This window comes from Quyinboa sediminis, from assembly GCF_042219855.1.
Taxonomy (GTDB): Bacteria; Bacteroidota; Bacteroidia; order Bacteroidales; family UBA5342; genus JBHJHP01.
Genome location: NZ_JBHJHP010000003.1, coordinates 443,755 through 458,251, shown reverse-complemented (window position 1 = coordinate 458,251; position 14,497 = coordinate 443,755). Strand labels below are relative to the sequence as shown.

General features: G+C 39.2%; 13 protein-coding genes. 9 read left to right on the top strand and 4 right to left on the bottom strand.

Annotated elements, in window-relative coordinates; translation table 11 throughout:
• Positions 1–23: 23 nt before the first annotated feature.
• Positions 24–881, top strand: coding sequence for a UDP-2,3-diacylglucosamine diphosphatase (locus tag ACE1EF_RS09870; protein ID WP_375720490.1), 858 nt, complete (start codon positions 24–26; stop codon positions 879–881).
• Here ACE1EF_RS09870 and ACE1EF_RS09865 read toward each other — a convergent pair whose 3' ends face one another.
• Positions 882–3,605 carry a putative LPS assembly protein LptD gene (locus ACE1EF_RS09865; RefSeq protein ID WP_375720489.1) on the bottom strand — a complete coding sequence of 908 codons (2,724 nt, stop codon included), beginning with the start codon at positions 3,603–3,605 and terminating at the stop codon, positions 882–884. It abuts the gene before it with no gap.
• A 183-nt stretch (positions 3,606–3,788) separates the two neighbouring features.
• On the opposite strand from ACE1EF_RS09865, the gene ACE1EF_RS09860 reads away from it, so the two are divergent.
• From ACE1EF_RS09860 to ACE1EF_RS09840, 5 genes are all read left to right on the top strand, one after another.
• The gene (locus ACE1EF_RS09860) at positions 3,789–4,925 is read left to right on the top strand and encodes an N-acetylmuramoyl-L-alanine amidase family protein (protein WP_375720488.1); all 1,137 of its coding nucleotides are present in this window, start codon (positions 3,789–3,791) and stop codon (positions 4,923–4,925) included.
• Positions 4,926–4,941: 16 nt separating this feature from the next.
• The gene (locus ACE1EF_RS09855; protein WP_375720487.1) at positions 4,942–5,769 is read left to right on the top strand and encodes a hypothetical protein; all 828 of its coding nucleotides are present in this window, start codon (positions 4,942–4,944) and stop codon (positions 5,767–5,769) included.
• A gap of 29 nt (positions 5,770–5,798) precedes the next feature.
• Positions 5,799–7,019, top strand: coding sequence for an MlaD family protein (locus ACE1EF_RS09850; protein WP_375720486.1), 1,221 nt, complete (start codon positions 5,799–5,801; stop codon positions 7,017–7,019).
• Between the two features lie 52 nt (positions 7,020–7,071).
• Entirely contained in the window at positions 7,072–7,956 is an 885-nt protein-coding gene (locus ACE1EF_RS09845) for a lysophospholipid acyltransferase family protein (RefSeq protein WP_375720485.1), read from the top strand.
• 80 nt (positions 7,957–8,036) lie between these two features.
• The gene (locus tag ACE1EF_RS09840) at positions 8,037–8,933 is read left to right on the top strand and encodes a metallophosphoesterase family protein (protein ID WP_375720484.1); all 897 of its coding nucleotides are present in this window, start codon (positions 8,037–8,039) and stop codon (positions 8,931–8,933) included.
• Positions 8,934–9,120: 187 nt separating this feature from the next.
• On the opposite strand, the gene ACE1EF_RS09835 is transcribed toward ACE1EF_RS09840, so the two are convergent.
• The 3 genes from ACE1EF_RS09835 to ACE1EF_RS09825 all read right to left on the bottom strand — a co-directional run bounded on the left by ACE1EF_RS09835 (position 9,121) and on the right by ACE1EF_RS09825 (position 10,532).
• Entirely contained in the window at positions 9,121–9,630 is a 510-nt protein-coding gene (locus ACE1EF_RS09835; protein WP_375720483.1) for a hypothetical protein, read from the bottom strand.
• Between the two features lie 136 nt (positions 9,631–9,766).
• A complete protein-coding gene (locus ACE1EF_RS09830) occupies positions 9,767–10,231 on the bottom strand; it encodes a helix-turn-helix domain-containing protein (RefSeq protein ID WP_375720482.1) in 465 nt (154 codons plus the stop codon).
• Positions 10,221–10,532 (bottom strand): type II toxin-antitoxin system HigB family toxin, encoded by a 312-nt coding sequence (locus ACE1EF_RS09825; RefSeq protein ID WP_375720481.1) that lies wholly within the window; start codon positions 10,530–10,532, stop codon positions 10,221–10,223. The genes ACE1EF_RS09830 and ACE1EF_RS09825 overlap by 11 nt, the downstream gene beginning before the upstream one ends.
• A 231-nt stretch (positions 10,533–10,763) precedes the next feature.
• Between ACE1EF_RS09825 and ACE1EF_RS09820 the strand changes: the two genes are divergently transcribed.
• Genes ACE1EF_RS09820 through ACE1EF_RS09810 form a run of 3 tightly spaced genes read left to right on the top strand, consistent with a single transcriptional unit; the run spans position 10,764 to position 14,461 of the window.
• Positions 10,764–11,747, top strand: a complete 984-nt coding sequence (locus tag ACE1EF_RS09820; protein WP_375720480.1) for a geranylgeranylglycerol-phosphate geranylgeranyltransferase — start codon at positions 10,764–10,766, stop codon at positions 11,745–11,747.
• Positions 11,744–12,334: a Maf-like protein gene (locus ACE1EF_RS09815; RefSeq protein WP_375720479.1), complete on the top strand. Its 591-nt coding sequence runs from the start codon at positions 11,744–11,746 to the stop codon at positions 12,332–12,334. The genes ACE1EF_RS09820 and ACE1EF_RS09815 overlap by 4 nt, the downstream gene beginning before the upstream one ends.
• Positions 12,335–12,340: 6 nt before the next feature.
• The gene (locus tag ACE1EF_RS09810) at positions 12,341–14,461 is read left to right on the top strand and encodes a S46 family peptidase (protein ID WP_375720478.1); all 2,121 of its coding nucleotides are present in this window, start codon (positions 12,341–12,343) and stop codon (positions 14,459–14,461) included.
• Positions 14,462–14,497 lie beyond the last annotated feature (36 nt).

Here is a 14,497-nt window from a genome sequence, read left to right as displayed (position 1 = left end):
TAATGCTTTTATAATATGCATTTATGACCTTTACAAAAAACCCGATGCACATTCCACGCGATATCGAAATTGCTGTTATATCTGATATTCATCTGGGAACGCATGCCTGCAAAGCCAGGGAGCTCATCAGCTATCTGAAAAGCATTAAACCGGCAAAACTGATTTTAAACGGAGACATTATTGATTCCTGGCGGTTCAGCCGGAGTTATTTCCCTAAAACCCATCTAAAAATCATTCGCCTGCTCATTAAGTTTCTGGAAAATGGAACCGAAGTAATTTACATCACGGGAAATCACGATGAGGTAATGCGCAACCTTTCCGGTGTTTCATTTCAAAACCTTAAAATAGTAAACCAGCTTGAACTCAACCTTAACGGAATAAAAACATGGATTTTTCATGGTGATTTTTATGACAGGATCATCCACCGGTACAAATGGCTGGCCAGAACAGGAGCTGCTTTGTACGGACTTATGACTGTAACCAATAAAGCCATCAACAAACTCCTTTCACCCTTTGGCAAGGGTCCCGTAATTATTTACAAAACAATTAAAGAGAAGATTAAAACACATCCGGACAAGCTTTCTGCATTTGAGGAAAAAATTATAACCAACGCCAGGCGCAAAGGTTATGGTACCGTAATTTGCGGTCACACCCATACTCCGGTCAGCAAAACGATACAGGATAAAAACGGAACCCTTAGGTATTTAAACTGTGGTGACTGGGTTGAACACTGCACATCAGCAGAATACACAAATGGCATATGGACATTAAAAACATTTACTTCTGCAGATCTGTCACCAACATACGACGAGCCAGTGGTTTTGAATAAAAAAAGTTTGTATTACCTCATGGTGAAAGAGTTTCCCCGGTTTTCCAACTGATTATTGATTCCAGCCCGGATTGTCCCACGGAGAACTCCGTTTCTCATATTTCAGATCCTGAAGCATGGATGAATTGACATGAATCGTGAAATTATAGGTTTTATACCGTCCAAAAGGAACCGCATTAAAACTCATCGACCAGCAGTGCAGGTTCCTGTTTATTGAAAGATTGGTAGAAGTGATTTCATTGCGATTAAAATCATAACCTGAAGAAAAATTCATGGACCACTTATCCGTCAGGGTCAGACTACCATTAAAACGAAAGTTTGACACACCCGTATATTTAAAATCATCAAGTTCCTTATCGTAAGCACCTCTGAGTGAATAGGAATAGCTAAACGAAACATTCCATGGAATTTTAAACTGCAGGTAGCCATCTTCATCGTATTTCGAATCTGATTTTGATTTGCCATCTGAAGGTTTTTCCTCATCCGCTCCTTCCGGGACCTCTGCTGCTTCATCGCTTCCTCCACTGAAACCTTTAAGAAAAGATTTCAGCTTTTCATTGTTAAATGAATACCCAGTTGATAAGGTCAGATTCTTCAGTTTACCAATACTTCTGTCCCGCTCCCAATAGGTTTGATTGATCCGGATGACACGACCATTGCTGTTGACGGTTGTCACATACGGATCGAATGTAGCACCGGCATTGATTGACAAACCTTTAAAAAGTTTTGTTCGCCCCCTGACTGAAATATCTGACCACCGCATAGAGTCGATAGCCATATTATAACTGGTTGCAAAATTCAGGCTCTCTATCAACTTAATCTTTTTAAACGCATTTCCACCTGTTGTATCAGCGTCATTTCGAACTTTCATCTCCACATTATTTCCCACAGAAAAACTGGCTGCACCATATTTTCCACTTCCCGGCGTCCCGTAAAGGGAACCCTGAAAATGTGAATATTCACGGGTCAGCCACTCATCCGTAGCCGCACTATACTCTGTATAGGTATCATAATAGCCCCATTTTTCCTGTCCGAAATCCGGGCGATAACTAAGGCTTACCGATGGCGTCATCACATGACGGATCTGGTCTACTTTATTCCCAAAAAGTTTGCGGAATGGCGTATAAAACCCATATAATTTTGTCGAAGCACTTACCGATGCACTGTAATCATACACCCTGTAAAATCCACTGGTTGTATCTGTCAGAACACGGGTTGTCATATTATCGAGTGTGTCCACCGTTTTATCTATACTTTCGGTATACCAACGTTCGGTATAACTTACACTTGGTGATATGGAAATATTTTTCAGAACATTAAAAGATGTGGATACCGGGATAGAGTGCCTCACACCATTTCTCCAATGCACAGAAGGATCACCGTTTAAAATAGCATTCTGCTTATCGGTCACACTATTGCTGAGTGTTGCGGAGTAGGACATCCCGATTTTCTCGTACCACCTGTCCTTCCCTATCTTCGTCTTTCTTTTAAAGGGATAAATTCTTGACATATTCAGGTTGAGCTGCGGAAGGGTCAGATTTAAAGATGAATCCGCTGCATTCTGGGAAGCCAGCAATGTGGATGACATTGAAAAAGGTGTTCCCGGGAACGTTCTGGAATAAGATACACTTGAACTTTTTTGATTTCTGGACAGATAATTCGGATTGTAAACAGCGGATTCCACTCCAATACTGTTCTTTTCAAAAGAGGTTGAGGTAAAATCCACGCTGGCAGAAAAATTAGAATAGGCTGCAGCCTTGCTATCCTGGGAATGCGTCCAGCGGATTGAAAAGTCCTTTGTTGCACTGTAATCTCCTGGTAAGGCTTTTTCGCCAACAACGTTATTGATGTAAGATACATTTACGCTACCATTAAACCGGTATTTTAAACGGTAATTGGATCGGCCACGCAATGCCCATGAACCTTTGGAGTAAATATCGCCTGTTGTGGAAAGATCAAAATAATCGTTCAGTGCAAAATAATAACCACCATCCCTCAGATAAAATCCGCGGTTATTCTCCTCACCATACGACGGCATTACAAAACCCGATGAATAACTTTTTGTGAAAGGAAAAAATCCAAAAGGAATAAACAGGGGATAGATTGGAACATCTTCCATGACCATGTAGGCTGGTCCCGTTACAATATTTTTTCCCGGTCTTACTTTAGCCTTGGTCATCTTGAGATAGAAGTGCGGATGTTCATGATTTGAACATGTCGTATATTCACCGTTCTTCATGCAAAATGCATCATCATTAATGCGTTTTGTCGTTTCACTCGTCACAAAGCCCTCGCCCTGTTCGGTCACCACATTTTTTATGAGTGCCTTACCTGTATTATAATTATATGTTAATTCTTCCTGTTTATAGGTTGTTCCATCATCTGTGAACTCAGGTGTTTCAATCAGTGTATTTGTGCTGTCGAGGCGTCCCCTGGCATAAATCAGGCTGCTGTCAAGATTCATCCATATGTAATAGGCCTTTAAATCTGTTTCGCCATACACAACACTGGCATTCCCAAACATTTCCACCTCACTCGTTCCGATCATTATAATAGAATCAGCATTGTAATCCACATTTGCTGCGAACAATGATTTTGCAGGACTGATCATGGCAATTCGTTCTTCCTGGGTAATTACAACTGCGGTATCCTGATCCGTGCTGTCGGCAACAGCCTGTGGCGGAATTCTCACGAGAGAATCTTTCGAAAGCACAAGCGTATCCCCAGCAGCATTCTGAGCCGACAAGTTTAATCCGCTAAAAAGGCATAAAATCACTGGAATGATTAAAAAATTGCGGTTAAAAAGATATGTTCTAAATTTTTTTAACAACTTTAATCAATTATTTTTGTGTCTGTTAAATTCAAACTGGTATTAAAAACGGCAAAGCTATCTAAAAACATTAAAATTATAGCAGCCAAAAACAATTTTTAACGTTAAACAAACATAACAAGGTTAAATATGATGACGTTGCTTTGGAAAAAGATTGCCGGGGGGCTGAAAGTTATTTTTGTTTTAACTCTGATCTTATTTATACCACTGAATTCAAACGCTCAGGCGTATCAGATTAAGACCATTGTTATCGATGCCGGACATGGCGGGAAAGATCCTGGCGCTATTGGCAGGAAGGGGAAAGAAAAGGATATAAACCTTGCTGTTGCATTACTGACCGGGCAATATATTGAAAAGTACATGCCGGATGTAAAAGTAATTTACACACGTAAAACCGATGAGTTTATTGAATTGCATGAACGGGCCAATATTGCCAACAGAAACCATGCAGACCTGTTTTTATCCATACATGTAAATGCGGTTTCGAATTCAAGGGTAACCGGTGCCTCGAGCTGGCTGTTAGGGGTTGGAAAATACCAGTCAAACCTTGAGCTGGCAAAACTGGAGAACTCAGTAATAGAGATGGAGGATAATTATGAGGAAGTTTATCAGGGCTTTGATCCCAATAAGGATGAATCATATATTATTTTCAACTTCAATTCCACAAAGGCATATTTTGATCAGAGCCTTAACCTCGCTCAGGAAATACAGGACCAGTTTAAAAACCGTGTTGGCAGACGCAACTATGGTATTCACCAGGGACCATTCCTTGTGCTGCACCGTACCACCATGCCTTCCGTGCTTATTGAGCTGGGGTTTATCACCAATCCAACCGAGGAGAGATTCCTGATGTCACAGGAAGGACAGGAATACATGGCATCAGCTATTTTCAGGTCTGTGAGATCATATAAACAGCAAATTGAGGCAAAAAACAAAAAAACAGTTATCTTAGCCAATCAGAATGAGCCTGAGAGCACAACTTCCGTAGCGGAGGATCATGGTGTAACCTACAAAGTTCAATTTTTGATTTCTAAAACTGAACTTGCACCTGACGACCCTGCATTTAATGGATTGCTTGCGATCTGGAAATACAAGGATGGAGCTTTTTATAAATATACAACGGGGAGTTCAAGCGATTTGAGTGATATTAAAGACATACAAAACAATATTAAGGACAGATATCCTGATGCTTTTATAGCAGCTTTTAAGGACGGGGAGCGCATTTCGATATCTGAAGCCAAACGGCTTATCAATGCTAAAAATTAACTAAAATAACCTGACTGTGGTAAATCTGAGTTTTTTAAAGTCCAAAGAAGCCCGTACCGGAGCTATTATTGTGCTTGCTATCGTTGTAATTATTATTGGTTTCAACATCGTTAAACGAAGTACAACATCAAAAAAGGAAAAACTGGAAATGCTTGCAGGCAAAACCAATAAACTGGGTGTTGTAGAGGGGATAGAATATGATCACAAAAGTGATAAGTACATTATTACCATAGTATTTAAGAAATCAGCGGACATGAATGTTTTGACCAGCGGTATAGCTTTAACCGATACCGTAACTATAACCGTTGAAAAACACTTATTAAAACCCGTCCTTAAAAACTATGAAATACCGGAAAACATTACTGCGTTAAAAGACGTCATGATTGAAGACACAGAATCTCCTGCTGTAAAAGAAAAAACAGAATCCGACATAAAAACCCGGTCCGAAACAAAAAAAGAACCCGTTGAGAAACCTGTAACAACATCAACCACGGTAGCTACAAAAACTGAGCCGGTTAAAAAAGTGCAGGAACAAATTAAACCATCGGAAAAAGTCCAAAAGATTGATGCATCAGGCATCTCATTTAAAGTACAGTTTGTAATGTCAAAGAAAGAACTGGGTGTTAACGATCCGAAATTAGAAGGGATATCTGATGTATCATTTTATCAGGAAGGCGGATTTTATAAATACACAGCCGGAGATGCACCAGATTTTAAAGCAGCAAAAGTAATTTTAGATGGTATTTTAGCACGTTATCCTGAGGCTTTTATCATCGCCTTTAACAATAATGAGAGAATTCCTGTACTTGAAGCTAAAAAAATTGTGAGGGACTCTCGAAAGTAATTCCTACTTTTGCACCATAATTTGAAAGTATGAAGTTGAAAATTCTCAAATCGAGAGAAGCACAGATTGGTTTATTAATTGCTGTTGTATTGCTCCTGGCTTTCTGGGGTTTTAATTTCCTTAAAGGCCGCAACCTGCTTACTCCGGCCAATTACTATTATTGTGAATTTGAGGATGTGGGAGGACTGATGGAGTCCAATTTTGTAATGGTCAGAGGGTATAAAGTAGGACTCATTGAAAATATTGAGCTCAACGATGACAACAGTATGCTCATTGTTACCATGGTTCTTGATGATGAGAAACTTAAAATCCCCAAAGGATCCAAAGCAGTGCTTTATGATCTGGATTTACTGGGAACCAAAGCTGTAAAACTTGAACTTGTTCCCGCCCGCAGTTCTTACTACACCAATGGAGATACCATTCCAAGTGCCATTGACAAAGGAATGCTGGGTAGCCTTGAAGATCAGCTTGGACCGGTAAAGGATAAAATATCTGAATATATACAAAAGCTGGATCATCTTATTTCAGACAGTACAATAAATCATCTTAATGCATCTGTTAAAAATCTGGATGCAACAACAACGTCCATTAAAAATCAGCTGGGTGAAACTGGTGACCTGACAGCAACCATAAGAAACCTCAGACGACTTACTCATGATCTGAACAACAGTGAAACAGGTTTAAAAGCAACCTTAGCCAACGTGAATGCCATTACAGATTCACTGGCCTCATCAAATCTTAAACTTGCTATTTCGCGCATCGACACTGCTGTAACCAGTCTGAGTTCCATTTTAACCAAAGTGGATAACAACGAAGGCACATTGGGTAATCTGGTCAATGACAAGGCATTGTATGAAAATCTGAATGCGACTGCCGTATCACTGGATAAACTTCTGAACGACCTGGAGCAACAACCATCAAAATATGTTCATCTGTCGCTTATAGACTGGGGAAAAGATGTTTATGTTGATGAGAATGGAGTAACTAAAAAGATTGATGACAACACCTATTTTTCTGTTCTGGTTAAACAGACATCCAATCCGGTAACTCTTGACAAAAGTAATTTCACAGATCCAACGGTTGTAAATGAGCATAAGCAAAAGGGCATTTATTACTATTCCATTGGAAACTATAAAGATTATGGTGCTGCAGTTGATGCAGCTTCGGAAATCAGGTCAATATATCCGTCTGCGCAGGTCATTACTTTTGAGGGGAATAAAATCGTTTCATTAAAAAAAGCAATAAAGTAAGGATTACCGGAAATGTATTGACCTGGCGTCTTCATTAATTAATGTTACTGCATTGGGTAGACTGGTTTATATATTGTTGAAAATCTTTGCCAAACTCACATCTTTTATACCATTTGCCTTATTTTATGCATTTGCAGATGTAATATATGTTTTTCTGTATTATGGATTTAAATACAGAAGAAATATTGTACGGTCAAACCTGGCCGCTTCATTTCCTGAGAAAACAGATGAAGAACGACTACGAATTGAAAAACGATTCTATCATCACCTGGCTGACATCTTTGTAGAAAGTTTTAAAGCCTTTGGGATGAACCCGGCAGCGATAACCCAAAGACACCATCTGATACATTCTGAAAGTTTCTCAACATACGAATCCACAAATCAATCCATATTAGTGGTTACCGGCCATTACGGTAACTGGGAATGGGGTGCACTATCAGCACCTCTTCAAGCCGGCTTTAAATTTGTAGCCATCAACAAACGTATCAAGAATCCACACATCGATGTATTTATTCACAAAAACCGAAGCCGTTACGGCACTGTTCTGGATCAGATTAAAAATACCTCAGACATATTTCAGCATTACTGCGATAAACATGCAGCATTTATCCTTGTAGCAGATCAGAGTCCGGGAATTAAACACATGGATCAGGCCTACTGGATAAATTTTCTGAATCAGGAAACACCTTGTTTACACGGACCTGAGAAATATGCCCGTAAATATAACCTTCCGGTTATTTACCTGGAGATTATGAAAATAAAACGGGGATATTATGAATTACGGACAGAAGAACTGGTGAGTGATCCTTCGACTCTTGAAGATGGAGAAATTACCAGACGTTATATGAACCGTCTGGAAAAAACAATCCGTGAAAAACCGGAGTACTGGCTTTGGTCACATCGTCGGTGGAAACGCAAACGAAGTGATGGTTTATAAACTGTCATCAAAATTTAATTTAAACTTTTCCGTTTTGAAAAATCATTTTAATACATTTAGTATAAATTAGATATCTTAATATGAAAGCACACCTGTCTACTAAATTGTTTACGGTCATTACGCTGTTACTCATCATCTCCCATTCTGTTTTATCGCAAAACAAACCGTTCAGTTTCGTCTTTATGACCGACATTCATCTTCAACCGGAGAAGCATGCGGTGGAAGGTTTCGAAAAAGCTATTACAGAAATTAATGATCTGCAACCGGATTTTGTAATTACAGGTGGCGATCTGATCATGGATGCATTGAAGCAATCATATGGCAGAGCCGATTCACTGTATAAACTTTATATAAGTGTAAGCCGCGAATTGAATATGCCGGTTCATAATACCATGGGCAATCACGAAATATTCGGTATCTGCAATACAAAAACTGACCTAAGCCAAAACCCGGAATACAACGAAAAAATGTTCGAAAAAAGGCTTGGTGATTCCTATTATACATTCCGTTACAACGGTTGGAAATTCTTTATTCTGAATTCTGTGGAAAAGGATGATAACGGCTGTTATATTGGATGGATTGATGACCAGCAAAAAGAATGGATCAAAAAAGAGTTGTCAAAAACCGATAAAGACACACCCATCGCCATTACCACGCATATTCCTTTTATAACTACTTTTAATCAGGTTTATTACGGCAGTACCTTAGGAAACGACTCATCCCTTGTGGTAGCCAACTCAAAAGATATTCTTGACCTGTTTAAAGGCCATAACCTGAAACTGGTAATGCAGGGAGATACGCACATAGCTGAAGATGTATATATTGACGGCATCCATTATATTACCGGCGGTGCCATCTGTGGTGCCTGGTGGAATGGCCCGAACCGCGATACGGAAGAAGGATTTGCACTGTTTAAAGTGGATGGGGACAGATTTACCTGGGAATACGTGGATTACGGATGGGAAGTTGGGAAGTGACGGGTTACAGGTGACGGGTGACGGGTTACAGGTGACATCGTGAGACGTAAATCGTGAGACGTTAGGCGTTGTTCGTGAATTGTAATATTAGTGATTTTCCTTAGGACTTAAGGAGACATTAGGTCGAACTAAGTGCAAACCCTGAGTAAAAACAAATTATCACTACATTCAACAAAAAAACAATCTGCTAGTGTTTTATCATATCATATAAAATAGCTAGACCAACCAGACCAACATTAATTAAAACTTGTAACCCAAAAACTTTATAATTATTTCTTATGACATTACCGTCCATCACTTTTATTGCACCAGGTAACTTGAAATAAATAAAAAATCCCAAATAAACAATCAATATAAATGGACTATCAATAAGTGGAAAGACTAAGACTAATTTGTAGCATACATATTCTATTATTAATCCCATAAATACAAATTGATAAAGATAAATAGCTTTTATCTTTCTTTTCAGTAATAGTAAACCAGCATAAACTAAAATTGCCGAATACACCCAGGATGCTAAATACATATCACTTGCAAATCCTAGAATTCCCATACGACCCGGCGGGGAAAGAATATCTTTAATGAAAATATAGATAAAAAGCGATAATATTATTAATCCAAGTAGAATTGATAAAATACCAATTACTTTATTAATTATGTTTAAATAATCACTTTTATTTAAGTGGTTTATTGACATTCGTTATCTCTCCTGTTACAATCTTAACTTTTTTATATCTAATAATTTGACCATTTTTTACTCCCTCATTAAGCAAAGCGCCCTCGCTATGTCAAATTTAATTACAGCTTAAGTATAACCATTAAAGCCACTTCGATTAACCTATTGCTGGGTTACCCCTTCCGGAAAAATATTCTTTAATAGAAGGAGTATTCAAGAGTTTTTCTCTTTTTTCAGGCTCAAGTTTTACACTTTTACCACTAATCAATGATTCTAAGGGTATTTCCAAATACCGATTTAATAAAGTTATCATTTTCAAGGTTAAAGGCCGCTTCCCTCTTAAAACTTCTGAAACTCTCGTTTTTCCACCAAACAAAGGTGCAATGTCTGCCTGTTTTAAGTTCATTTGTTCCATTCTGAACTTAATTGCTTCTATAGGATTTGGTGCTTCTATTGAATAATGTTCCTGCTCATATTTCTCCACAAGCAAGGATAAGAGCTCCATCTCTTCACCTTCCGGGCTATACGGATCAATGGCATTTTCAGAACTATTGATTAACGCATATATACGTGCACAAGCCTCATTATATTCCTGCTCTGTTTTTAATATTTTAGTTTTCATAACTTATCGTTTTTACATCTATTTTATCATACTCCGCATGAGTTCCAAACCAAACCACAAACACAATCTTTAATTTATATTCAATATCAACAATTAACCGAAAATCATTGCCTTTAATATTAAACACAACCCTTTTTGAACTTATTATACTGGCATTGTGGTATTTCAATTTTAGTTCGTTAGCATTGTTCCATGTCGAGAACCGAACCTCATAAATCCAGGATCTTATAGATTCTTCCGCCTGATTATATCTACTAAGCCTGCAATATTCTGTTAAAGTTTTTTCCTTTATTATTCTCATGCATTACAAAGATAATATAAAGTTACCAAATAAGGTAACTTCGTGTATGCGTTTTTAGATTTATTCAGGTTTCTCGGTGGTTCCGTTACGCATTGCGAACACGCAATGTCAAATTTAATAAAATCAACAGGTGAATAAACAGCAACTTGATAAGCAATACAATCTTTAAAATGATTTAAAAGCAATCCAATCATTTTCGGATTTGGTTTAATTTCTTACTTTTGATACCCAATGAATTTTTTAAAACTTATACGCGTTAAGAATCTGGCATTCATCATTCTTATTCAGGTGATTGTACGATATGCCATCCTCTATCCGCTGCTGGCTATTTTTAAGACTGATCTGGCAACGGGCAATATCTATTTCGGGTTATTGGTTGCAGCTACAGTGTTCATTGCTGCCGGTGGTTACATCATCAACGATTACTTCGATACGCGCATTGACGAAATCAACAAACCTGATGAGGTCATTGTGGGAAAGGTAATTTCCAGGAAACTTGCCATGACCCTGCACCAGGTACTTACAGGTGTTGGTGTTGCCATAGGCCTCCTGCTCAGCTGGCGGGCTCACAGTTATGCCATTGCGGTTATCTTTCTGTTTATTCCGGGTCTGTTGTGGTTTTATTCATCGGTTTACAAACGGCAGTTTCTCATCGGGAATATCATAGTATCGCTTTGCAGCGCACTGGTTCCCATGACCATAGTACTTTTCGAAGTTTACTTCCTGCGGTTTAAATTCGGTACAGAGTACATCGAAAACGGACTGATCCGACTTATTTTTAACTGGGGGGTTATCTTTAGTCTTTTTGCCTTTTTTACCACTTTGATCCGGGAACTTGTGAAAGATATGGAAGACGAGGAAGGCGACCGCGAACTGGAATGTAATACCGTACCCATTGTACTGGGACAATTCTGGACTAAAATCATAGTATTGGCATTAACCTCATTAACCGCCGGATACATGATTTATAAATTCAGTCAGTATCAGGTAACAATCGAGAATAAATTTGTTCTGTTTTACTTCTTCCTGGCATTAATATTTCCCTTCCTGTATTTTGCCATCACATTTTACAAGGCTCACAAACCCGGTGAATTTCGTCTGGCAGGCAATATTATGAAATTTATTATGTTTGCCGGAACCATGTTTACCATCCCTGTCTATCTTTTAATAGCCAAAGAATTTGCTATTCCGTTTTTTAACCTGATGATTCAATGAGTTCACCCTTAATTAATCTTGAAAAATATCAGATTATTCTTGCATCCGGTTCTCCTCGCCGAAAGGAGTTATTGAAAGGACTTGGAATTATATTTAACACGAGAGCCGACCATGATTTGGATGAATCGTTTCCACATGATCTTCATCCGGCCAGCGTTGCCGAATTTCTGGCTCAAAAAAAAGCAGCGCATTACAGAAAAAGCATGGCCGATAATGAACTGATCATAACAGCGGACACGGTTGTTATTTCCGGTTCAGACATACTCAACAAACCGACAGACAGACAGGACGCCATAGATATGCTCACGCTTTTATCGGGTAAAACACACGAGGTCATTACCGGGGTTTGCCTGACCACAAAACATAAACAAGTGGCTTTCTCCAGTGTTTCTGATGTCACATTTTGCAGATTAACACCCCAGGAAACAACCTACTACGTTGATAACTTTCGTCCATTTGATAAGGCCGGTGCATACGGCATTCAGGAATGGATAGGTTTTATAGGCGTCGAAAAAATTAACGGATCATTCTATAATGTGATGGGACTCCCGGTTCAAAAACTCTATCAGGAACTTAAAAAATTCTAATTCCAGATGAAACACATCTTACTTTTATTTCTTGCAACAACTTTATCGTTTTCTGCCATTGCCAAAGAAGGCATGTGGCTTCCATTACTCATTGAACAATATAATATCGGTGAGATGCAGGCCGATGGCTTTAAACTCACGGCAGAGGACGTTTACAGTGTGAATCAGGCATCGATGAAAGACGGTGTGGTCAAATTCGGAGGCGGCTGCAGTGGTGTAGTGGTCTCTGCTGAAGGACTTGTATTTACAAATCACCATTGCGGTTTTAAATATATACAACGGCACAGCACGGTTGAACACGACTATCTGACCGATGGTTTCTGGGCAATGAGTCGTGATGAAGAACTACCGAATCCTGGCCTTTCGGTCACTTTCTTAAAGGAAATGCGCGATGTAACAGCGGATGTGCTCCGGGGTGTGGAAAATAATATGACCCCAGATACACGCGATAAAATTATAAAGACAAACAGTGACACCCTGATTAACAGGGCAGTAAAAGGTTCGCATTACAAAGCCGATGTCAATGCATTTTTTGAAGGTAATCAGTTTTTCCTGTTTATTTATGAAGTGTATACCGATGTCCGTCTTGTTGGCGCACCTCCCTCCTCAGTTGGAGGTTTTGGAGGAAATACAGATAACTGGATGTGGCCACGGCACGGTGGTGATTTCAGTGTGTTCAGAATATATGCAGATGCCAATAATAGCCCGAAAGATTATTCGGATGACAATGTGCCATATAGACCGGCTTACTCCTTCCCTGTTTCATTGAAAGGGGTGCATGAAGATGATTTTACCATGGTTTTCGGTTACCCCGGCACAACGCAGGAATATAAAACATCCTATCACCTGAAGATGCTTCACGACCAGCTCTATCCAAAGTTAATTGAGGTCAGGGACCGCAAACTGGAGGTGATTAACTACCATATGGATTTTGATCCGGCACGACGAATTAAATACGCTGACAAGGAAGCCAGCCTGAGCAATTCCTGGAAACGCTGGCGAGGAGAAATAAACGGATTAGACCGGTTTGATGTTATTCATAAAAAAGAAGAGTTTGAAAAAGGATTTCAAAGCTGGGCAGACAATACAGCAGCATACAAAACTATACTGGATCAGTACAAAACATATTACGCTGCATATGAATCGATAAATACTGATGCCAATGTATTGCGTGAACTGTTTGGGAGAAACAGTATGGAATGCTTCAGTAAAGCAAACGCCATTCAAACCCTGCTGATAAAGGCAGAAAAGGGTAACACAAGAGCTTCTGATAAGGAACTCAGGGAGTTTTACAAAGATTATGACGTTGCAGTGGACCGGGACCTGACAAAACATTTATTGACTTACCTGTATAAATATCCCAATCAGGGCATTGTTCCGGCAACGCTAAAATCCGTTTACAACAGAAAAAAAGGTGACATTGATAAAATAACAGATTATCTCTACAAGCAAAGTATAATTGATGATACGCTCTGGATCGCTGCCTATTCCAATGGCAGTGATAAAGTGATCCGTAAACTTGAAAAAGATCCCTTCAGAATAGCCTACTCAGAGTATTCCGGCATATATTACGATCAGCTGTTGCCTGAAGTAAGGTCTATGAAAGCTTCCTTAGACAGTCTTGACCGAATTTACATGAAAGCACTTATGGCTTATGAACCCGATAAGGTATTTTTTCCTGATGCCAATTCCACCATGCGGGTTTCCTATGGAAAAGTCAAGGGATATGATCCCAAAGATGGGGTCCATTACAAATATTACACAACTTCAGAGGGAATCCTGCAAAAAGATGATCCTGAAATTTATGACTACAACGTGCCGGACAGATTACGCAGGCTTTTAAAAGAAGGTGATTTTGGCGCCTATGGTGAGAACGGACAGCTCCACATTGATTTTGTGGCAACAAATCATACCACGGGTGGTAATTCAGGCAGCCCGGTATTTAATGCTAACGGTGAACTTATTGGTCTAAATTTCGACAGGGCCTGGGATGGTGTTATGAGCGATCTTTACTATAATCCGGAGATCTGCCGTAATATTACGGTCGACATCAGGTATATTCTCTTTATTATTGATAAATTTGCAGCCGCCGGATATCTGCTTGACGAGATGAAAATAATCCGGTAAACACAATAATTCGGAGATTATAAAGTTTTGGGTAGT